This window comes from Streptomyces sp. CB01201 (assembly GCF_002803085.1).
Classification (GTDB): domain Bacteria; phylum Actinomycetota; class Actinomycetes; order Streptomycetales; family Streptomycetaceae; genus Streptomyces; species Streptomyces hundungensis.
On sequence record NZ_NNBJ01000003.1, the window covers coordinates 60,134 to 81,531 of the forward strand.

Here is a 21,398-nt window from a genome sequence, read left to right on the forward strand (position 1 = left end):
GGCCGACGTAACAAAACGGGCGTAGCGCAATGAACCGATTGATACTCGGGGTGACTTTCCCGATACTCGGGGTCACCTTGAGCGGGCTGCGCCGTGGCGGCCCGGGCGGAGCAGAGGGTGGTGGGGCCATGCAGTTCGACGACGACGCCGATCTGGACACGTCCGAGGTCAAGGACGTGCGCAGCAGCCGGATCCCGGGCGGCCGGGCCACCGTCGGAGGCGGCATCGTCGGCGTCATCGCGCTGCTCCTCGGCCTGTTCTTCGGGGTGGGCCCCGAACAGCTCGGGCTCTCCTCGGGCGACACCACGCCGGGCGCGACCTCCTCGTCGCAGGCGCAGGTGAACCAGAGCTGCCGCACCGGCTCGGACGCCAACACCAAGGAGGACTGCCGGATCGTCGCGGTGGTCAACAGCGTGCAGGACTACTGGAGCCAGGAGTTCCCGCGGCGCGGCGGCCGGTACTCCCCCGCCTCGACGGTCTTCTTCACCGGCCGGGTCAACACGGCCTGCGGGACGGCGACTTCGGCGGTCGGGCCCTTCTACTGTCCGGGCGACCGGCAGGTCTATCTGGACCTCGGGTTCTTCGACGAGCTGCGCACCAAGTTCGGCTCCAGCGGCGGCCCCTTCGCGCAGGCCTATGTGGTGGCGCACGAGTACGGCCATCACATCCAGAATCTGATGGGCACCCTGCAGAAGTCGCAGGACGGGCGGCAGGGCGCCGGCAGCAACGCGGTGAAGGTGGAGCTCCAGGCCGACTGCTACGCCGGGGTGTGGGCGCACCACGCGACGACGACCCCGGACAAGGCCACCGGGCGGCCGCTCATCTCGAAGCTCACCGACCAGGACATCAAGGACGGCCTCGACGCGGCGGCCGCGGTCGGCGACGACCGGATCCAGGAGAAGTTCCAGGGCCGGGTCACCCCGGAGACCTGGACGCACGGCTCGGCGCAGCAGCGCCAGCAGTGGTTCTACACCGGGTACCAGACGGGCGACATGGCCCGCTGCAACACCTTCGCGTCCCGCTGAATCGGCCTGTCGAGTCCGGCCCGTCCCAGAAGGAGTGATCGGCATGAGCATGTATCCGACGATCCTGTACGACGACGCGAAGGCGGCGATCCGCCGGCTCAAGAACGCCTTCGGCTTCACCGAGGTGTGCGTGTACGAGGACGAGGACGGCAGGGTGGCGCACGCCGAACTGTCCTACGGGACGGGCCTGGTGATGGTCGGCTCCCGGGGGCGCGCGGGCGTCTTCGCCGAGGCCATGGCGAACGGCGGCCCGGTCGGGGTCTATGTGGTGGTCGGCGATGTGGACGCGCACCACGCCCGCGCCGCGGAGCAGGGCATGGAGATCCTCATGGAGCCCGCGGACCAGGACTACGGCTCGCGGAACTACACGGCGCGGGACACGGAGGGCAACGTGTGGAGCTTCGGCACGTATGCGCCGGGCGGCGGGGAATGACGCCCTCCCGCCACCAGCGCCGGTGCCTCAACGAAGCCGGAGCGGGGCTCACGCCCCTCAACCCCCTGTCGGCTGCGGACCGCGGGTGGCTCGTCGCGCCCACCGCGGCGGAGCCGCGCAAAGGACACGGCCCCGCGCCCCTGCCCCTCGGAGGGCGCTACACGGACCCGGTGTGGACCTGGAAGGCCGCGCGGCGTACCGCCTTGGCCAGGGCCGGGTCGGGGTGGGCGGCGGCAAGCGCCACCAGGACCTGGACCGTGCGCGGATGCCCGACGGCCCGTACCTCGTCGAGCAGCGCGGGGACCGTGCCCTGCACCGCCGAGTCGAGGTGGCGCACCAGGAGTTCGCTCTCGCCGTGGTCGGCCACCGCGGCGGCCGTGTCGACCCACAGCCAGGTGGACTCCTCCCGGGTGAGCACGCCGAGCACGTCCTCGGGATCGCCGCCGTCGTACTCGGCGAGCCACAGCAGGGCGTAGGGGCGGAGGCACGTTTCCGTCACGGCGGCGCGCACCCCGGCCTCGGCGGGCGGCCCCACGACCCGCAGCGCCTCGAAGGCGAGCCCGCGCAGCAGCGCGTCGTCGCCCCGGGCCACGTCGAGGAGCTCGGTGACGGCGCTGCCGACGGTGCGCGCGGCGGTCCACGCGCGGTACTCGGCGCGGGCCGGGCCGGGGGTGAGCCCCGCGCAGCCGCGCAGCATGTCCTCGGCGGGCTGCTCGATGTTGCCGGCCGGGCTCTGCGCGGCGACGCAGATCTGCTCCAGCTTGACCCAGACCGCCCAGTTGCCCAGCGGGGTCAAGGTGGCCTGGTCCTCGCCGAGGACGAGCGCGCCGACCGCGGCGAGGCCCGCCAGCGCCCAGTCGAGGAGGTGGGGAAGCAGCGGCGGCAGCGAGACGGGGTCGGGCTGGGGCCCGTAGGGCACCTCGCAGCGCTCCTCGCGCAGCTCGGCGACCCGCTGTTCGAGCAGGTCGAGCAGGGCCGGCACGAGGACCGGCCCGTTGGAGAGCTGGAGCAGGGAGAGCACCTGGGGGACGGCCTCGACGACCTCGGCGACCGCGGTGGGGGCGATGTCGGGCGCGGGGTGGACGAGGGACCAGGCGTCGAAGAGGGCGACCCAGCCGCGCAGGACCGCCGCGTCGTCGCGGTCCCAGGCGCGCAGCCGCCAGCCCGGCCGCACGGTGGCGCCGTGCAGTTCGACGAGCCCCGCGAGCCGGGCCCGGTCCCAGCCGGCCCGCACCTGAGAGGCCGTCAGGCCCAGTGCGGCGGCCGCCCGCTCGGTGACCGGCGCGGGCAGCGGTCCCGGCCGGCCGGGGCCGGGGGCGCCGGCGCGGGCACGCTCGGCGTCGGTCCAGCGGGCGACGCGTACGGCGTCGGCGAGCACCGCCCTGGCCTGGCGGGCCAGTTCGGCCTCGGCCGGGGTGCCCGCGGGCGGCCGCGGGGCCGGCCGGGTGCGCCGGTCGGTCGCGGCCCTGCGGGCGGCGGCAAGGGGTCGGGCTTGCATCGGGTGCGGAGCGCGGACAAGCCGCAGTCTGGAGTCGCGCGGCAACTTCTCTTCAGGCTTCCGGGACGTCACGCATGCAGTCTTCCCGGTCACTGCCCGAAAGCCCAAACGGAACCGGCCGTCGAAGACCCGCCAAGGGCGCCGGGGGCGGCCGGGCATCGAGGGACCGCCGCCACGGTGAGCGAGCCCCGGCCCTGCCGCGACGGGCAACCGGAATGAGCCGCGACCGGCCGGAACGGACCGCCGGAACCGAGCGGTGGCCGGGAGTCGCCCCGCGCGACCAACACGGCCCGGTGACCGCCCGAACGCGCAAGCGGAACCAGCCGTGCCGCAGCGCGGGACTGACGGAGTGTCACATGAGGGGGGTCAGGAACCGGCGCAGGGTTTCTTCGTATCCGGCCGGGTCCGCGTTCCACATCGAGCCGTGCGGGGCGCCCGGCACCGGATGCAGGGTGATCAGTTCCGGCCGCCGGTCGGCCAGTTCGCGCGAGGGACCCCAGGGGGCGAGGGTGTCGTCGGGGCCGTGCAGGAGCAGGGTCGGCACCCGCAGCGCCTTGGGGTCGACGCCTTCCTGGAGCCGGTCGCCGTGGCGGCCGGTGCGGCCCTGGGCCGCCCGGACCGCGAGCGGCAGCAGCGGACCCGGGGTGCGGCGGGCCGAGGCGAGGGCCTTGAGCGTGAACTCCCAGTCCAGGACCGGCGAGTCGAGCACGATTCCGGCGATCCGCTCGCGCAGCGCCGAGTGCGTTGCGGCGTGCAGGGCCATGGTGGCGCCGGTGGACCAGCCGTGCAGGATGACGCGCTGGGCCCCGGAGCGCAGGGCGTAGCGGATCGCCGCGTCCAGATCGCGCCACTCGGAGTCGCCGAGGTGGCCGAGCCCGTCCGGCGAGCGGGGCGCCCCCTCGTCGCCGCGGTAGGAGGGGATGAGGACCGGAAGGCGCTGGCCGCGCAGGAACTCCACGATGTTGAGGGGGTGTTCGCGGGTGGTGCCGAGCCCGTGCACGGCGATCACCCAGGTCGGGCGCTCGCCTGGCACCAACCAGGCGGGCAGCGGCCCGAGTTCGGCCGGGATCTCGACGTCCCGGTGCTCGATGCCGAGGGCGGTGTTCGGAGTGCCCCGGTGCGTCTGCGGGGTGAGCCGCAGCCGGTCTCCCGGGGTGAGGGCGCCGTGGGTGACCCGTTCCAGGCGGCGCACCACCGTGTCCGCGGTGTGCGGGGCGCCGTCGAGGACGGGCCCGACCACGGCGTGGACGCCGTCGCCGACGAGCCCGTAGGTGCCGGGGCGCAGCGCGGCGAGCGAGCGGGTCAGGGTGACCCGGCCGGGCTCCAGGGCGTGCACGGTCAACGGGGGGTCGGCGGGCAGCGGGCTGCCCGGCGCCGCCTTGAGCGCGGCGTCGCTGGCGATGCGTCCGGCGACGACCGCTGCCGCCCCGACGCCGAGGAGTGTGGTGACGGCCGCTGCCGTCTTCGTAGCGGGGCGCACGCGTTCAGTCTCGGGGCGGGGCGGCGGTGATGCCAGTGGGCGTGGCCCATCGGTGCGGCGGGCCCCTGGGCGTGCGGCTCCGGGGCCGCTAGGGCTGTCCGTAGCCGCGCAGCTTCTCGCCCACCTCGTCGAGCTGGCCCGGGGTGAGGAGCGAGGGGGTGCGGCCGGGCAGCGCGGCGGCGGTGAGCCAGAGGCGGCACATCCACTCCAGCTGCGCGGTGCGGTCGTAGGCCTGGGCGAGGGAGGTGCCGTAGGTGACCGTGCCGTGGTTCTGGAGCAGGCATCCGGTGCGGCCCTCCAGGGCGCGCAGCATGTTCGCGGCCAACTCCTCGCTGCCGTACAGGGCGTACTCGGCGACCCGGACCGGGCCGCCGAGCGCGGCCGCCATGTAGTGGACCAGCGGCAGCTCGGGGACCAGGGTGGAGACGGCGGTGGCGTGCACGGCGTGGGTGTGGACGACGGCCCGGGCGTCGGTGCCCCGGTACACGGCGAGGTGCATCGGGATCTCGCTGGTGGGCCGCAGCGTGCCGAGGACCTGGCGGCCTTCGAGGTCGACGGCGACCGTGTCGGCGGGGCCGAGCCGGTCGTAGGGGACGCCGGTCGGGGTGACCAGGATCAGTTCGCCGACCCGTACCGACACATTGCCCGAGGTGCCGACGACCAGTCCCTCGGCGGCGGTTCGCCTCGCGGTGTCGATCAGTTCGGCCCAAGCCGCGGCCGTCGCCGCCTCGTCGTCGCTCATGCGGGCGATCCTGCCAGCCGAAGGCGCCCGTACGGCGGATCGGGCGGTGATCTTGGACTAGCCTCTGGGTGCTTTGTTCCGTACACCGGGTTTTCGGGGGAATGCATGACTAGCGGCCGTAATCCACTGCTTCGTCGGGTCCGGTCGCGGGTCGCGCTCGCGGGATCCCTGGCCGCGCTCGTCCTCGGCTGTGCGGCGCTCGCGGCCCCGCCCGGGGCGGCGGCCGAGACCAGGCCCGCGGGCCACGACGTCTCCTCGCACCAGGGACGCGTCGACTGGACGGCCGCCCGGAGCCTCGGCGCCTCCTTCGTCTATGTGAAGGCGACCGAGGCGACGACGTACCGCAATCCCTACTTCGGCCAGCAGTACGACGGCGCCCGGAGGGCGGGCCTGATCCGGGGCGCCTATCACTTCGCGGTTCCCGGCCAATCCTCCGGGCGGGACCAGGCCGACTACTTCGTGAGCAACGGCGGCGGCTGGTCGGGCGACGGCTGGACGCTGCCGCCGGCGGTGGACCTGGAGCACAACCCGTACGGCAAGGGCGCCAAGGACACCAAGGACGGCAGCTCCGCCAGGTGCTACGGGCTGAGCCCGGCCGCGATGACCGAGTGGATCGCCGGGTTCAGCGACGAGGTGCGGCTGCGCACCGGCCGCCGGCCGGTGATCTACACGACCGCGGCCTGGTGGAACGACTGCACCGGCCGCAGCCGCGCCTTCGGCCCGACCCACGCCCTGTGGCTGGCCCGGTACGCCACCACGCCGGGCGCGCTGCCCGCGGGCTGGTCGTACTGGACCCTCTGGCAGTACGCGAACGGCAGCGGGACCCTGCCGGGTGACCAGAATCTCTTCAATGGGACTTTTGCGCAGTTGAAGCGGTTCGCGGCCGGGCGCTGAACGGGCCCCGGCCGTCGGCGGGGAGCGAGAAGCGGCCACGGTCACCACTGCGCCCGCCCCAGTTCACCTTCCGTTCACTCAGGTTACTTACGTTCGTCCCGCCACTGACGTCGAACGATTGCCTGGGTAAATGGAACACATCACGCTGCTGCTCGCGATTGTGGTCGTGACAGCTCTCGTGTTCGATTTCACGAACGGTTTCCACGACACCGCCAACGCGATGGCCACCACCATCTCGACCGGCGCCCTGAAGCCCAAGACGGCGGTCGCCATGTCCGCCGCGCTCAACCTGGTCGGCGCGTTCCTGTCAGTGGAGGTCGCCAAGACGATCTCCGGCGGGATCATCGACGAGAAAGGCATCAGAACCGAGGTCATCTTCGCGGCCCTGGTCGGTGCCATCCTCTGGAACCTCCTGACCTGGCTGCTCGGACTGCCCTCCAGCTCCTCGCACGCCCTGTTCGGCGGCCTCATCGGCGCCGCGGTCATGTCGGCCGGCTGGGGCTCGGTCAACGGCTCCACCGTCGTCACCAAGGTGCTGCTCCCCGCCGTCGCTGCCCCGATCGTCGCGGGTGTCGCCGCGATGCTGGCCACCAAGCTCACGTACCGGATCAACCGGAACACCGACCCGAAGGCCACCGCCAAGGGCTACCGGGCCGGCCAGATCGCCTCGGCCGGGCTCGTCTCGCTCGCCCACGGCACCAACGACGCCCAGAAGACGATGGGCATCATCACCCTCGCCCTGGTCACCGGCGGTGTGCTGCACCCGGGCGCGAACCCCCCGCTGTGGGTCATCGTCTCGGCCGGTCTGGCCATCGCGATGGGCACCTACCTCGGCGGCTGGCGCATCATCCGCACCATGGGCAAGGGCCTGACCGAGCTGCGCCCGCCGCAGGGCTTCGCCGCCCAGACCGGTGCCGCCACCGTCATCCTGGCCTCCTCGCACATCGGCTTCTCGCTCTCCACCACCCAGGTCTGCTCCGGCTCCGTCATGGGCGCGGGCCTCGGCCGCAAGGGCGGCGTGGTGCGCTGGTCCACCGCGAGCCGCATGGCCGTCGCCTGGGTCCTCACGCTTCCGGCCGCCGGTCTGGTCGGCGCGGGCGCCGAGTTCCTCACCCAGCAGGGCACTTGGGGCATCGCCGCCGTCGCGATCCTCCTGATCGCCGGCTCGGGCGTCATCTGGAAGCTGTCGCGCCGCCAGCCGGTCGACCACCACAACGTCACTTCCGACGCGATCGACGAGACTCCCGTGGCCGAGCCCGCCGGTGTCATCACCACCGCGATCGCCGCCGTCACCCCGCCGCCCACCACCGGCATCGCCGCGGCGGCCGCCGACCTCAAGGCCACGATCCAGTCCCCGGCCCCGGTGGCCCCCGTCGACCCGCCCACCCCGGCGACGGTCTGACCCCGCGCTCCGGCACAGCTAAGGAATCCTCATGCACATCGACTGGGCAGCTCTCGGCTCCGTCTTCGGCGTCAGCCTCGCGGTGACCGTCGGCCTGGTGGGCCTGTTCACCCTCGGCATCGTCGGCCTCACCAAGCGGGAGGCCGCGGCCTCCGGCACCGCGGGCAACGTGGCGATGGCCCGCACCGGCGCCTACGCCTGCTTCGCGCTCTGCGCGGCGGCCGTGGCGTACGGGATCTATCTGATCGTCGCCTGACGCCCGCGTGCCGCGCCGTGCGCCCCCAGCGCACCGCGCCGCCCGCCCCGCACGCACCACCCGGACCGCCCCGTGGCACCCGCCGCGGGGCGGTCCCACGTGATGCCGGGCACTCTCACGCACCGCAGGTCAACAGCAAGTTGACGGGTGTTCTCGCAGCGTGGTGGACTGCACCGGCCAGCTACGGCGGCAGAAGAGGAAGCCGGTGCGAATCCGGCGCGGTCCCGCCACTGTCACCGGGGAGCGATCCCCGCGAAGCCAGGAACTCTCACCGCCGGTCACGTCGTACCAGGGCGCGGACACCCTGAGTGAGGACACACCGCCATGCGCGCCTGCCCGTCGAGATCTTCCGGCCCCTTCCGCGACGCCACGGCGCGCTGACCATGCGGGCCGATCGCACCTTCGCCTACGGCGCCGCCGCCGGGCTCCTCGGCGACCTGCTGCTCGGCGACCCCCGCCGCGGCCATCCGGTCGCCGCCTTCGGCCGGGCCGCCGCCGCCGTCGAACGCGCCCTGTGGCGCGACGACCGCGGCCGGGGCGCGCTGCACACCCTGGTGTGCGCGGGCGGCGCCGCCGCTGCCGCCGCCCTCGCCTCCCGTGCCGTACGCGGCCGCCCCGCCGCATCCGTCGCGCTGACCGCGGCCGCCACCTGGACGGTGATCGGCGGCACCTCGCTCGGCCGTGAGGCGCGCGCCATCGGCGGCGCGTTGGCCGCGGGCGACATCGAGGTGGCCCGGGAGCGCCTGCCCCATCTGTGCGGACGCGACCCGCAGTCCCTGGACGCCGACGGCGTCGCGCGGGCGGTCGTCGAATCGGTCGCCGAGAACACCTCGGACGCGGTGGTCGGCGCCCTGGTGTGGGGTGCGCTCGCGGGCGTGCCCGGCCTCGTGGGCTTCCGGGCGGTCAACACCCTGGATGCGATGGTCGGGCACAAGTCGCCCCGCTACCGCCGCTACGGCTGGGCCTCGGCGCGCCTGGACGATGTGATGGGCTGGCCCGGCGCCCGCCTCACCGCCGTCCTCGCGACGCTGGCGGGCCCCGATCCCCGGGGTGCGGCACGGGCCTGGCGGGCGGACGCCGTCCGGCACCCGAGCCCCAACGCGGGCCCGGTGGAAGCCGCGTTCGCCGGGGCGCTCGGGGTACGGCTCGGCGGCACGCTCTCGTACGCGGGGCGCGTCGAGCACCGGCCGGTCCTGAACGCGCCGGGGCGGGCCGTCGACGTCGCGGACATCGAACGGGCGGTACGGCTCTCGCGCACGGTGGGCTGGCTGACGCTGGCCACCGCCGTGGCGGCGCGGGCCGCTGTGAGGAAGGGACGTACATGGGTGGCGGGCTGCTGATCGCGGGCACGACATCGGACGCCGGCAAGAGCGTCGTCACGGCCGGGATCTGCCGCTGGCTGGTGCGCCGGGGCGTCAAGGTCGCGCCCTTCAAGGGCCAGAACATGTCGCTGAACTCGTTCGTGACGCGCGAGGGCGCGGAGATCGGCCGGGCCCAGGCGATGCAGGCACAGGCGGCCCGGGTGGAGCCGACCGCGCTCATGAACCCGGTGCTGCTCAAGCCGGGCAGCGACCGCTCAAGCCAGGTCGTGTTCATGGGCCGGCCGGTGGGCGAGATGAGCGCCCGGGGCTTCTTCGGCGGGTCCGGCGGGACGGCCACCGGGACGGCCCTGAGCGGAGGGCGCCAACAGGCGCTCCTGGAGCCGGTGTTGGACTGCCTCGCGCAGCTTCGCAGCACGTACGACGCGGTGATCTGCGAGGGGGCGGGCAGCCCTGCCGAGATCAATCTGCGCCGCACCGACATCGTCAACATGGGCATAGCGCGGGCCGCGAAGCTGCCGGTGGTCGTGGTCGGCGACATCGACCGGGGCGGGGTCTTCGCCTCGTTCTTCGGGACGACGGCGCTGCTGAGCCCCGAGGACCAGGCGCTGGTCGCCGGGTACGTCGTCAACAAGTTCCGGGGCGATGTGACGCTCCTTGAGCCCGGCATCGAGATGCTGCGCGGCCTCACCGGGCGGCACACCTACGGGATCCTGCCGTACGCCCACGGCCTGGGCATCGACGAGGAGGACGGGCTGCGCGTCTCGATGCGCGGGGCCGTGCGGGAGTCGGTGGTGACGCCGCCGTTCGGCCAGGACGTGCTGCGGGTCGCGGTGTGCGCGGTGCCGCTGATGTCCAACTTCACCGACGTGGACGCGCTCGCGGCCGAACCCGGCGTGGTCGTGCGGTTCGTGGACCGGCCGGAGGAACTCACCGACGCCGACCTGGTGATCGTGCCCGGTACCCGCGGCACCGTCCGCGCCCTGGAGTGGCTGCGTGAGCGCGGCCTCGCGGCAGAGCTTTCCCGCCGGGCCGCCGAGGGCCGCCCGGTGCTCGGCATCTGCGGCGGGTTCCAGTTGCTCGGCGAGCACATCGAGGACGACGTCGAGTCGAAGGCGGGCACGGTGGCGGGCCTCGGGCTGCTGCCCGTACGGGTGCGGTTCGCCGCCGAGAAGACCCTGGCGCGGCCGGTCGGCGAGGCCCTCGGCGAGCGGGTCGAGGGGTACGAGATCCACCACGGGGTGGCCCAAGTCCTCGGTGGTGAAGCGTTCTTGGACGGGTGCCGGGTGGGCTCGGTGTGGGGGACGCACTGGCACGGCTCCCTGGAGAGCGACGCGTTCCGGCGCCGGTTCCTCGAACAGGTCGCGCGCGACGCGGGCCGCCGGTTCACGCCCGCGCCCGACACCTCGTTCGGGGTGCTGCGCGAGGAACAGCTCGACCGGCTCGGCGACCTGATCGAGGAACACGCCGACACCGACGCCCTGTTGCGGCTGATCGAGCAGGGCCCGCCCGCCGGGCTGCCCTTCATCCCGCCGGGGGCCCCGTGACCCGGCCCGCCCGCCACCGCCCCGTGGGCGCCGTGACCCGGTCCGCCCCGCACCGCCCCGTGGGAACCAGGAACACCCTCGCGGGCCCCCGGCGTACAGCACTACTCGAAGGAGAGACCAGCACATGAGCACCCGGTATCCGTTCACCGCCGTCGTCGGCATGGACGACCTGCGCCTCGCGCTGCTCCTGAACGCCGTCAGCCCGGCGGTGGGCGGGGTCCTCGTCCGGGGCGAGAAGGGCACCGCCAAGAGCACCGCCGTGCGGGCGCTCGCGGATCTGCTGCCCGCGGTGGCGGTCGTCGCGGGCTGCCGGTTCAGCTGCGACCCGGCCGCGCCGGACCCCGAGTGCCCGGACGGGCCGCACGAGAGCGGCCCCGGCACGGCCCGCGCGGCCCGCATGGTCGAGCTTCCCGTCGGCGCGTCCGAGGACCGCCTGGTGGGCGCCCTCGACATCGAGCGGGCGCTGGGCGAGGGCGTGAAGTCCTTCGAGCCGGGGCTGCTCGCGGACGCCCATCGCGGCATCCTGTACGTCGACGAGGTCAACCTGCTGCACGACCACCTCATCGACCTCCTCCTCGACGCCGCCGCCATGGGCTCGTCCTATGTCGAGCGCGAGGGCGTCTCGGTACGGCACGCGGCCCGCTTCCTGCTCGTCGGCACGATGAACCCCGAAGAGGGCGAGCTGCGGCCGCAGTTGCTCGACCGGTTCGGCCTGACCGTGGAGGTCGCCGCCTCGCGCGAGCCCGAGCAGCGGGTCGAGGTGGTGCGCCGCCGTCTCGCCTACGACGACGACCCGGCCGGCTTCGCCGCGCGCTGGGCCGAGGACGAGGGCGCACTGCGCCAACGGATCGTCGCCGCACGGGAGTTGCTGCCGTCCGTCACGCTCGGGGACGCGGTGCTGCTCCAGATCGCCGCGACCTGCGCCGCGTTCGAGGTCGACGGCATGCGCGCCGACATCGTGATGGCCCGCACCGCGACCGCGCTCGCCGCGTGGGCGGGCCGCACCGAGGTGACGAGCGACGACGTCCGCCAGGCCGCGCTGCTCGCGCTGCCGCACCGGCGCCGGCGCAACCCCTTCGACGCGCCGGGCCTCGACCAGGACAAGCTCGACGAGACCCTTGAGCAGTTCAAGGACGAGCAGTCCACGAGCGAGCGGTCCAAGGACGAGGACGACGATCCCGACCCGGGCCCCGAGGGCCCCGGCGGCGGTGGGGGCGGCGGGGTGCCCCCGCAGGGCGACTCCCCCGAGAACCCCGCCGAATCGCCTGAATCACCCGAGTCCTCGGACGCGTCCGAGTCCTCCGAGTCCTCCGAGTCCACGGAGCCGTCCGCCGCGCCCGCCCCGGGCGGACCCGGCGAGCGGGCCGCGGTGAAGGCCGCCGAACCGTTCCGTACGAAGATGCTGAGCGTGCCCGGTCTGGGCGAGGGGGCCGCGGGCCGGCGCTCGCGGGCCCGCACCGACCACGGCCGCACCACCGGCTCGCGCCGGCCCCAAGGGGCGCTCACCAAGCTGCACTTGGCGGCGACCGTACAGGCCGCGGCCCCGCACCAGCGGGCGCGCGGGCGCTCCGGGCGGGGTCTCGTGGTGCGCCGGGACGATCTGCGCCAGGCCACCCGCGAGGGGCGCGAGGGCAACCTCGTGCTGTTCGTGGTGGACGCGTCCGGGTCGATGGCGGCGCGGCAGCGGATGAGCGCGGTCAAGGGCGCGGTGCTCTCGCTGCTGCTCGACGCCTACCAGCGCCGCGACAAGGTCGGCCTGGTCACCTTCCGCGGCAAGGACGCCGAGCTCGCGCTGCCGCCCACCTCGTCGGTGGACGCGGCCGCGGCCCGGCTCGAAACGCTGCCGACCGGCGGGCGCACCCCGCTCGCGGCGGGGCTGCTCAAGGCCCATGACGTGCTGCGGGTGGAGCGGCTGCGCGATCCCTCGCGCCGGCCGCTGCTCGTGGTGGTCACCGACGGCCGGGCCACCGGCGGCCCCGAGCCGGTGGCGCTCGGCGCCCGCGCGGCCCGGCTGCACGCCGGCGAGGGCACCGCCTCGGTGGTCGTGGACTGCGAGTCGGGGATGGTCCGGCTCGGGCTCGCCGGGGAGCTCGCACGCGAACTCGGCGGCACCGCCGTCACGTTGGACGAGCTGCGGGCGGATTCCATCGCCGGTCTCGTCAAGGACGCAACCGCACCTTCGAGGAGGGCCGCTTAATGCCGCAGGGACAGGTCAGTGTCGTACCCGAAGACGGTCTGACGACCCGTCAGCGTCGCAACAGGCACCTGGTCATGGTGCACACGGGCGTCGGCAAGGGGAAGTCGACGGCCGCGTTCGGCATGGCGCTGCGCGCTTGGAACCAGGGCTGGCCGGTCGGGGTCTTCCAGTTCGTGAAGTCGGCGAAGTGGAAGGTCGGCGAGGAGAACGCGCTGAAGGTCCTCGGGGCCTCCGGCGAGGGCGGCCCGGTGGACTGGCACAAGATGGGCGAGGGCTGGTCCTGGATCCAGCGCGAGACCGCCGAGGGCGAGCCCACCCACGAGGAGAAGGCGCGGGAGGGCTGGGAGCAGGTCAAGCGCGACCTGGCCGCCGAGACGTACAAGTTCTACGTGCTCGACGAGTTCGCCTATCTGCTGCACTGGGGCTGGGTGGACGTCGAGGAGGTCGTCGCGGTCCTGCGCGACCGGCCCGGCACCCAGCACGTGGTCATCACCGGCCGCAACGCCCCCGAGCAGTTGGTGGAGTTCGCGGATCTGGTCACCGACATGTCCAAGGTCAAGCATCCGATGGACGCCGGCCAGAAGGGCCAGCGGGGCATCGAGTGGTAGCACGTCTCGTCATCGCTGCCCCGGCGTCGGGCAGCGGCAAGACCACCGTGGCGACGGGCCTGATGGCCGCGTTCGCGCGGTCCGGGCTCACCGTGTCCCCGCACAAGGTGGGCCCCGACTACATCGACCCCGGCTACCACTCGCTCGCCACCGGGCGGCCGGGCCGCAACCTCGACGCGTACATGTGCGGGCCGGAGCTGATGGCCCCGCTGTTCGCGCACGGCGCGCGCGGCTGCGACCTCGCCGTGGTCGAGGGCGTGATGGGTCTGTACGACGGGGCCAGCGGCCTCGGTGAACTCGCCTCCACCGCCCAGGTGTCCAAGCTGCTGCGCGCCCCGGTGGTGCTCGTCGTGGACGCCTCCTCGCAGTCGCGGTCGGTGGCCGCGCTCGTGCACGGCTTCGCTTCGTGGGACCCCGGGGTGCGGATCGGCGGGGTGATCCTCAACAAGGTCGGCTCGGACCGGCACGAGGCGCTGCTCCGGGAGGCCATGGAGGACGTGGGCATCCCCGTCCTGGGCGCCCTGCGTCGCGCGCCCCAGGTGGACACCCCCTCCCGCCACCTGGGCCTGGTCCCGGTCGCGGAACGCCGCGCGGACGCGGTGGACGCGGTGGCGGCGATGGGGGAACAGGTGCGGGCGGGCTGCGATCTGCCCGGGCTCCTGGCTCTGGCTCGCAGCGCGCCGCGGCTGGCTGGCGAGCCGTGGGATCCTGCTGCCGCGCTCCCGCGACCCGGCGGCCAGGACGCAGTCCAGCCCCCGCGGCTTTCGGGGGGCGCAGGCCCGGGGGCAGAGCCCGCGGTTCCGGACGGGGCCGGGCGGGCAAGAGGCTCCGCGCAGCGGCCCGTCATCGCCGTCGCCGGGGGCTCCGCGTTCACCTTCTCCTACGCCGAACACCCCGAACTGCTCGCCGCGGCAGGCGCGGAGGTCGTCGCCTTCGACCCGCTCAAGGACGAGCAACTCCCGCCCGGGACCGGCGGGTTGGTCATAGGCGGCGGGTTTCCCGAGGTGTACGCGGCCGAGCTGTCGGCCAACGAGCGGCTCCGCAAGGCCGTGGCCGAGCTGGCCCGGTCGGGGGCGCCGGTCGCGGCCGAGTGCGCGGGGCTGCTGTATCTGGCGCGCTCGCTCGACGGGCAGCCCATGTGCGGGGTACTGGACGCAGACGCGCGGATGTCGGGTCGGCTCACCCTCGGCTATCGCGAGGCCGTCGCGGTACGGGACAACAGCCTGGCCGTCGCCGGAACGCGGCTGCGCGGCCACGAGTTCCACCGCACCGTGATCGAGCCGGGCTCCGGGGCCGACCCGGCGTGGGGCGTGGTGCACCCGGAGCGCCGCGTCGAGGGTTTCGTGCAGGGGGGTGTGCACGCCAGCTATCTGCACACGCACTGGGCGGCCCGCCCCGAGGTGGCGGGCCGGTTCGCCGAGGGCTGCGCCCCGTGACGTACTCAGCCGGCGATGCCCACCACCAGCCAGATGAAGCCCACGCCCGCGACGGTGCAGAGCAGCGTCGACAGGGCGGGGTGCTCGTGGTGGGCCTCGGGGAGGATCTCGGCGGCGGCCAGATAAAGGAGCACGCCGCCGAAGAACCCCAGATAGCTGCCGAGCAGCTGCTCCGGAAGGGTGAAGAGCAGGGTCGAGGCGGCACCCGCCATCGGGGCCAGCGCATCGGCGAACAGCATCGCGAGCGCCTTGCGCTTCTCGTTCCCGTACAGGCTCGTGATCGTGTACGTGTTGAAGCCGTCGGCGAAGTCGTGGGTGATGACGGCGAGGGCCACCGCGAGGCCCATTCCGGCGCCCACCTGGAAGGCCGCGCCGATCGCGATGCCGTCCATCAGGCTGTGCCCGACCATCGCGGCGGCGACGGTGACGCCGACCTGCGGCGCCCGGTGCTCGCCCGCGCCGTGGGCGGCCTGGCGCACCGCGAGCACACGCTCGACGACGTGCGCGAACAGGAAGCCGCCGACGAACAGGAGCAGCGCGCGGGGCACCCCGAAGAGGTCCTCGCCGGCCGCGTCCAGGGCCTCCGGCAGCAGGTCGAGCCCGACCACGCCGAGCATGAGTCCGCCCGCGAGCCCGAGCACCAGATGGCGCTGGTCGGTGACCCGCTGGGCGGTCCAGCCGCCGACCAGGGTCATCAGGAACGCGCCGAGCGCGACGAATACCGCCATGCGCCCCTGCTTACCGACACGGCCCGCACTCCGCACGTCCACGCCGGGGCCCGTCGCCGCCCCCGGGCGGCCTGAGAGGACCCTGCCATGGCCCACGACGTCTCCCGGGAATGCGGGGCTCCCCTGGTGGTGGGCGTCGGCGCCTCACTGGGCGTCCCGGCGGACGAGGTGCTCGCGCTGATCGGGGCCGCCCTCGCGGAGGCGGGCCCGGATCCCGGCACCGTCGTCGAACTGGCCACCGTGGACGCCAAGGCGCACGAGCCCGGGCTCATCGGGGCGGCGGCCGTGCTCGGGGTGCCGCTCGTCGGGTACCCGGTCGGGGAACTGGCCGGGGTGCAGGTGCCGCACGGCTCGGACGTGGTCCTCGCCGCGGTCGGCACCCCGTCCGTGGCGGAGGCCGCCGCCCTGGCCGGAGGCGGTCAACTGGTCGTCCCCAAGCGGAAGTCGAGCCCCGCGGGCCGTGCCGCCATGGCGACGTGTGCGATCGTACGTCGGCCCCGCCTCCGGCCGATCGCCGGGGGCGGGGACGGACCCCCCACAAGGAGCGAGGAAGCCATGACCATCCCCACCACCGACGCCCCGCACGATCTGCGCCACCACGGTGACGCCGAGGTCCGCGACGACGGCGGCGCGCTGATCGATCTCGCGGTCAATGTCCGCACCGGCACTCCCCCCGCCTGGCTGCGCGAGCGGATCGCCGACTCGCTGACCGGGCTCGCCGCCTATCCGGACGGGCGCCCGGCGCGTGCGGCGGTGGCCGCGCGGCACGGTCTCGCGGTGGAGCGGGTGCTCCTGACGGCGGGCGCGGCGGAGGCGTTCGTACTGCTCGCCAGAGCGCTGACGTTCCGTCACGCAGTCGTGGTGCACCCGCAGTTCACCGAGCCGGAGGCCGCCCTGCGGGACGCGGGGCACGAGGTGCGGCGGATACTGCTGCGGGCGGAGGACGGCTTCCGGCTCGATCCCGCGGCCGTGCCCGAGGAGGCGGACCTGGTGGTGGTCGGCAATCCGACCAACCCCACCTCCGTACTGCACCCGGCCGCGGTACTGGCTCAACTGGCGCGCCCCGGGCGGACGTTGGTGGTGGACGAGGCGTTCATGGACGCGGTGCCGGGTGAACGCGAGGCACTGGCCGGCCGTACCGATCTGCCCGGTCTGGTCGTCCTGCGCAGCCTGACCAAGACCTGGGGCCTGGCGGGGCTGCGGATCGGCTATGTGCTGGCCGAGCCGGACACGGTCGCGGCCCTCCAGCGGGCCCAGCCGCTGTGGCCGGTGTCGACGCCCGCGCTGGTCGCGGCGGGCGCCTGCATGGAGCCCCGGGCCCTCGCGGAGGCCGAGGCCGCCGCGGTGCGGATCGCCGAGGACCGGGCCCATCTCCTGGCGGGGCTGGCCGAGTTCGAGGAGGTGCGCGCGGTGGAGGCGGCGGCGGGGCCGTTCGTCCTGGTACGGATCGAGGGCGCGGCGCAGGTGCGCGCCCGGCTGCGCACGCTGGGTTTCGCGGCGCGGCGCGGTGACACGTTCCCCGGGCTCGGCACGGACTGGCTGCGTCTGGCGGTGCGGGACCGCCCCACCACCAACCGCTTCCTCCAGGCCCTGGATCAGGCCCTGACCCTCACCCACCCCTGAGCACCCCGCAAGCCCCCTGGGGCTCCGCCCCAGACCCCGGGAGCTGCCCCACCCCGCCCCTTCCCGCAACCCTCCGGGGGCTGAAGTGCCCCTGGGACCCTGGGGGCTCCGCCCCCAGACCCCCGTTCGCGCCTCAAGGGCGCTCGTCCTCAATCTCCCCCAAGGCCTTAAGGGCCAGGGGGGACCCCCATGACGGGCTGACATGCCCGATGCGGGCCAGCACCAAGGCCTTTAGGGGCGCGGGGAACTGCGCGAGAAGCGACCGCGGTCCGCAGACCGAGACGGGGTTGGGGGCGCGGGGAACTGCGCGACCAGCCACGCACGGTCCGCAGCCGGGCACACCACCCCCGGAGGCCACGCGGCGGAGCCGCAGAGTGTCACAGCGGGAAGGGGCGGGGCGGGGTGGGAACCCCACGCGAGCAGCCCCGCACGGCCCGCGGCCGACAACGCGTCAGGGGGCCCGGGGGTGCAGCCCCAGGCCCCTCGGCCGCCCGGGGCGGTCAGGCGCGGCCCCGGGCCCGCGCACGGGTCAGGACGAGCGCCCCCGCCCCACCCACGAGCAGCACCGCCGCACCCCCCGCCAGGTAGGGCGTGGCCGAACTCCCCCCGGTCTCGGCCAACTTCGTGTCGGCGACGTTCTGGGTCTTCACCGCCGTCTCGACGGGCCCCTTGTCCGGGGCGGTCGGGACGGCCGGCGCGCTCGCCTGCGGCTTGGCGGGGGCCGCCTTCGGCGTACGGCAGGTCGCCTCGGCGAGGGTGACCTCCCCCTTCACGTCGGCGACGTTCAGGTGGAGCGGATTGACCGAGATCTTCAACTGGAGGGCGACGGCCGCGGCGGTGCGCGAGGTGGTGGTGGCCCGGGACAGGTCCAGGGACACCTCGCCGACCCCGGGCACGTCCACCCGCGTCGTGCCGCCCGCGGACAGCGTGATCTTCCGCCCGAGCACGGTGACCGCACCGAGCACATTGGACTTGGCGACCGGCGCGCGGCCCGCCTCGCACACCGCGCTCGACGTCACCTCGCCCACCTCGATGAGCGAGAGCAGCGGCAGGCCCGGCAGGTGCAACCGGGCGTTGACCAGGCGCGTCGAGCCCTCCGCCCGCTTCTCGTCGACGCTCGCCTTCGCCGTGGCCACATCCGCCCTCAGGACATCGACGGGCCGGCCGCCCGCCACCCCGTCGAGCTTCACGGTCAGCGCGGTCTTCTCGGCGCCGGCCGGCGCCTGCACCTCGTTGAGCGTGGCCTTCAGTGGTACGTCGACCGCCTTGTTGAGCAGGGACACATCGAGCCCGGTACGCAGCACGACGGCGCTCGCCCGGCCCCCGCCGTCGCCCTCGACCCCGGTGGCGTGCGCGGGCGCGGCCAGCAGCAGCGGCCCCGCGACGAGCGCCGTGCAGGCCGCGATCGTGGCGGCGCGGCGGCCGGCCGGACCGTTCGCGGGCAGGCGGAAGTTGTTGCTGTTCAAAATGGTGGAACCCCCACAGGAGACATGGCTGGCCGGCCGCCCGCCACGGGGACTCGTGGGACTCCTGCGAATCGAGGGGCGCGCCGGCGACTTGGGACACCGGAATCTTTACGCACTGAGAGTGAACTGACCGTCACACGGCGCCAGTTCACCCCAAAGGGTGGTTTCCGTGCCCATATTCGATTCGCCGGTCCCCAGCACCCCCTCCCGTCACCCCCGCCTCCGCCCCGCACCCCGTACGCCGCCCCAGCACCCCGGCGCACACATGAAGAGATTCAACGACCCGACGGCCCCCGGCGTCACGCCCGGTCAACCCGGTGGTGTGCAGCGGAAGCGCCGCGGACTCCCCTCCGCGGAGGCCGAGTCGGCCGGCCGGACGGCGCCCTCGGCGCACGGCCGACGTCCTCAGCCCACGATCCGCCCGTTGAGCACGATGCGGCTCGGCGCGGCCAGTACGCGGACGTCGGCGCGCGGGTCCTCGGCGTAGACGACCAGGTCGGCCGGGGCGCCCTCCTCCAGGGCGGGGCGGCCGAGCCAGGCGCGGGCACCCCAGGCCGTCGCCGAGAGGGCGTCGAGGGCGGGGATGCCCGCCTTGACGAGTTCGGCGACCTCGGCGGCGACCAGGCCGTGGGCGAGCGAGCCGCCCGCGTCCGTGCCGACGAAGACGGGCACCCCGGCGTCGTAGGCCGAGCGCACGGTGTCGTAGCGGCGCTCGTACAACCGCCGCATGTGGGCGGCCCAGTTGGGGAACTTCGCCGCGCCGCCGTCGGCCATGTGCGGGAACGTGGCGATGTTGACCAGCGTCGGCACGATCGCCACGCCCCGCTCGGCGAACAGCGGAATGGTGTCCTCGGTCAGGCCGGTGGCGTGCTCGATGCAGTCGATGCCCGCCTCGACGAGGTCCCGCAGCGAGTCCTCGGCGAAGCAGTGCGCGGTGACACGGGCGCCGAGCCGGTGGGCCTCGGCGATCGCGGCCTCCACCTCGCCGCGCGGCCAGCAGGCGGCCAGGTCCCCGGCGTCCCGGTCGATCCAGTCGCCGACCAGCTTGACCCAGCCGTCCCCGCGCCGCGCCTCGCGTCCGACGTAGGCGACCAGATCGCCGGGCTCGATCTCGTGCGCGTAGTTGCGGATGTAGCGGCGGGTGCGGGCGATGTGCCGGCCCGCCCGGATGATCTTCGGCAGGTCCTCGCGGGCGTCGATCCAGCGGGTGTCGGAGGGCGAGCCCGCGTCGCGCACCAGGAGCGTCCCGGCGTCGCGGTCGGTGAGGGCCTGCTTCTCGCTCACCTCGTCGGGCACCGGACCGTGCTGGTCCAGGCCCACATGGCAGTGCGCGTCGACCAGGCCCGGCAGCACCCAGCCGCTGACGGTGACCGCCTCGCCCGGGGGCCGCTCGTAGGTGATCCGCCCGTCGACCGCCCACAGCTCGTCCCGTACGTCCTCGGGCCCCGCGAGGACGCGCCCCTTCACATGCAGCACCATGCGATCGCTCATGGTCAGCACTGTACGAGGCGCTGGGTAGTCTCCATCCAGAGGATCGAACACCCGAACCGATCCCCGGCGCGACTCCCGCCGCGACCCCCGAGCTGATCGAAGAAGGCATCGCCGTGACACACCCGCTCCTGGACCTGGCCCCGCTGACCGCCGACCACTTCGCGGCGATCGAGCGACGGGTGGCCGCCCTGCTCGCCACCGAGCAGGACGTGGTGATCATGCAGGGCGAGGCGCTGCTCCCCCTGGAGGGCTGCATCCGGGGCGCCGCCCGCCCCGGCTCCACCGCGCTCAACGTGGTGACCGGCCCCTACGGGCAGACCTTCGGCAACTGGCTGCGCGACTGCGGGGCCGAGGTCGTCGACCTGGAGGTGCCCTTCCACGCGGCGGTCACCGCGGAGCAGATCGACCGGGCGCTCACCGACCACCCGGAGATCGACTTCGTCTCGCTGGTGCACGCGGAGGCGGCGACCGGCAACACGAACCCGGTCGCGGAGATCGGCGAGGTGGTGCGCCGGCACGGCGCCCTGTTCATGCTGGACGCGGTCGCCTCGGTGGCCGCCGAGCCGCTGCTCCCGGACGTCTGGGGCGTGGACCTGTGCGTGATCGGCGCGCAGAAGGCGATGGGCGGCCCGGCCGGCGTCTCGGCCGTCTCGGTCAGCGCCCGCGCCTGGGAGCGCATCGCGGCCAACACGAGCGCCCCGCGCCGCTCCTACCTCTCGCTCCTGGACTGGAAGCAGCGCTGGATCGACGGCGGCCGCAAGGCCCTGCTGCACGCGCCCGCGCAGCTGGAGATGCTGGCCCTTGAGGCGTGCGTGGAGCGCATCGAGTCCGAGGGCCTGGACGCCGTGATGGCCCGGCACGCCTCGGCCGCCGCGGCGACCCGCGCCGGCGCCCTGGCACTGGGCGGCGGTCTCGCCCCGTATGTGCACGAGGCCGCCGATGCCGCCCCGGTGGCCACGACGCTGCGCACCCCCGAGGGCGTCGACGCCGCCGAGCTGGTGGCCAAGGCGCTCGCCGCGGACCCCTCGCTGCCCCTGATCGCCGGCGGCGGGGCACTGGCCTCCACGATGGTCCGGGTCAACCACTACGGCGTGGACGCCACGCGGGGCGTCGTGCAGTCCTCGCTCGCGGCGCTGGGCGCGGCACTCGGCGAGTACGGGATCGCCGTGGACCTGGAGGCGGCCCGCAAGGCCGTTTCCGCCAGTTGGTGACACTTCCCCGCGATCCCCCGATGCGTTGAACTACGCGTTAAA

Annotated in this window: 18 protein-coding genes and 1 riboswitch; of the genes, 12 read left to right on the top strand and 6 right to left on the bottom strand. The window is 74.3% G+C overall.

Annotated features, from left to right (window positions below):
* Positions 1–128: 128 nt before the first annotated feature.
* On the top strand, positions 129–1,025 hold the full coding sequence (gene ypfJ / locus CG740_RS08290; RefSeq protein WP_100574356.1) for a KPN_02809 family neutral zinc metallopeptidase: 897 nt from the start codon (positions 129–131) through the stop codon (positions 1,023–1,025).
* 43 nt (positions 1,026–1,068) lie between these two features.
* Entirely contained in the window at positions 1,069–1,458 is a 390-nt protein-coding gene (locus CG740_RS08295; RefSeq protein WP_100574357.1) for a VOC family protein, read from the top strand.
* Positions 1,459–1,615: 157 nt separating this feature from the next.
* Here the strand turns inward: CG740_RS08295 and CG740_RS08300 are convergent, their stop codons facing one another.
* The 3 genes from CG740_RS08300 to CG740_RS08310 form a co-directional block, all read right to left on the bottom strand.
* The gene (locus CG740_RS08300; RefSeq protein WP_100574358.1) at positions 1,616–2,956 is read right to left on the bottom strand and encodes a hypothetical protein; all 1,341 of its coding nucleotides are present in this window, start codon (positions 2,954–2,956) and stop codon (positions 1,616–1,618) included.
* Between the two features lie 352 nt (positions 2,957–3,308).
* Entirely contained in the window at positions 3,309–4,436 is a 1,128-nt protein-coding gene (locus CG740_RS08305; protein WP_100574359.1) for an alpha/beta hydrolase, read from the bottom strand.
* Positions 4,437–4,524: 88 nt separating this feature from the next.
* The gene (locus tag CG740_RS08310) at positions 4,525–5,178 is read right to left on the bottom strand and encodes a class II aldolase/adducin family protein (RefSeq protein WP_100574360.1); all 654 of its coding nucleotides are present in this window, start codon (positions 5,176–5,178) and stop codon (positions 4,525–4,527) included.
* Positions 5,179–5,283: 105 nt separating this feature from the next.
* Between CG740_RS08310 and CG740_RS08315 the strand changes: the two genes are divergently transcribed.
* The 8 genes from CG740_RS08315 (at position 5,284) to CG740_RS08350 (ending at position 14,837) form a co-directional block, all read left to right on the top strand.
* Entirely contained in the window at positions 5,284–6,072 is a 789-nt protein-coding gene (locus CG740_RS08315; RefSeq protein ID WP_100574361.1) for a lysozyme, read from the top strand.
* Positions 6,073–6,202: 130 nt separating this feature from the next.
* Complete coding sequence (locus CG740_RS08320; protein WP_100574362.1) at positions 6,203–7,474, top strand: inorganic phosphate transporter; 1,272 nt, start codon at positions 6,203–6,205, stop codon at positions 7,472–7,474.
* Positions 7,475–7,505: 31 nt separating this feature from the next.
* The gene (locus tag CG740_RS08325) at positions 7,506–7,730 is read left to right on the top strand and encodes a hypothetical protein (protein ID WP_100574363.1); all 225 of its coding nucleotides are present in this window, start codon (positions 7,506–7,508) and stop codon (positions 7,728–7,730) included.
* 147 nt (positions 7,731–7,877) lie between these two features.
* Positions 7,878–8,017, top strand: a riboswitch (cobalamin riboswitch).
* 96 nt (positions 8,018–8,113) lie between these two features.
* The gene (locus tag CG740_RS08330; protein ID WP_100574683.1) at positions 8,114–9,070 is read left to right on the top strand and encodes a cobalamin biosynthesis protein; all 957 of its coding nucleotides are present in this window, start codon (positions 8,114–8,116) and stop codon (positions 9,068–9,070) included.
* Positions 9,052–10,596, top strand: a complete 1,545-nt coding sequence (locus CG740_RS08335; protein ID WP_100574364.1) for a cobyric acid synthase — start codon at positions 9,052–9,054, stop codon at positions 10,594–10,596. The genes CG740_RS08330 and CG740_RS08335 overlap by 19 nt, the downstream gene beginning before the upstream one ends.
* A gap of 124 nt (positions 10,597–10,720) precedes the next feature.
* Entirely contained in the window at positions 10,721–12,793 is a 2,073-nt protein-coding gene (locus CG740_RS08340; protein ID WP_100574365.1) for a putative cobaltochelatase, read from the top strand.
* Positions 12,793–13,401 carry a cob(I)yrinic acid a,c-diamide adenosyltransferase gene (cobO, locus tag CG740_RS08345; RefSeq protein WP_100574366.1) on the top strand — a complete coding sequence of 203 codons (609 nt, stop codon included), beginning with the start codon at positions 12,793–12,795 and terminating at the stop codon, positions 13,399–13,401. The genes CG740_RS08340 and cobO overlap by 1 nt, the downstream gene beginning before the upstream one ends.
* A complete protein-coding gene (locus CG740_RS08350; RefSeq protein ID WP_100574367.1) occupies positions 13,395–14,837 on the top strand; it encodes a cobyrinate a,c-diamide synthase in 1,443 nt (480 codons plus the stop codon). Before cobO ends, CG740_RS08350 begins: the two co-directional genes overlap by 7 nt.
* 5 nt (positions 14,838–14,842) lie before the next feature.
* On the opposite strand, the gene CG740_RS08355 is transcribed toward CG740_RS08350, so the two are convergent.
* A complete protein-coding gene (locus CG740_RS08355) occupies positions 14,843–15,565 on the bottom strand; it encodes a ZIP family metal transporter (protein WP_100574368.1) in 723 nt (240 codons plus the stop codon).
* Between the two features lie 87 nt (positions 15,566–15,652).
* On the opposite strand from CG740_RS08355, the gene cobC reads away from it, so the two are divergent.
* Positions 15,653–17,188, top strand: coding sequence for an Rv2231c family pyridoxal phosphate-dependent protein CobC (gene cobC, locus CG740_RS08360; RefSeq protein WP_100574369.1), 1,536 nt, complete (start codon positions 15,653–15,655; stop codon positions 17,186–17,188).
* A gap of 500 nt (positions 17,189–17,688) precedes the next feature.
* Here the strand turns inward: cobC and CG740_RS08365 are convergent, their stop codons facing one another.
* Both CG740_RS08365 and CG740_RS08370 read right to left on the bottom strand, forming a co-directional pair.
* Positions 17,689–18,654 (bottom strand): SCO1860 family LAETG-anchored protein, encoded by a 966-nt coding sequence (locus CG740_RS08365; RefSeq protein WP_442802816.1) that lies wholly within the window; start codon positions 18,652–18,654, stop codon positions 17,689–17,691.
* Positions 18,655–19,059: 405 nt separating this feature from the next.
* Complete coding sequence (locus CG740_RS08370; protein ID WP_100574684.1) at positions 19,060–20,145, bottom strand: amidohydrolase family protein; 1,086 nt, start codon at positions 20,143–20,145, stop codon at positions 19,060–19,062.
* 113 nt (positions 20,146–20,258) lie between these two features.
* Here CG740_RS08370 and CG740_RS08375 point away from each other — a divergent pair, with 113 nt between their 5' ends.
* Positions 20,259–21,356, top strand: coding sequence for a pyridoxal-phosphate-dependent aminotransferase family protein (locus tag CG740_RS08375; protein ID WP_100574371.1), 1,098 nt, complete (start codon positions 20,259–20,261; stop codon positions 21,354–21,356).
* Positions 21,357–21,398 lie beyond the last annotated feature (42 nt).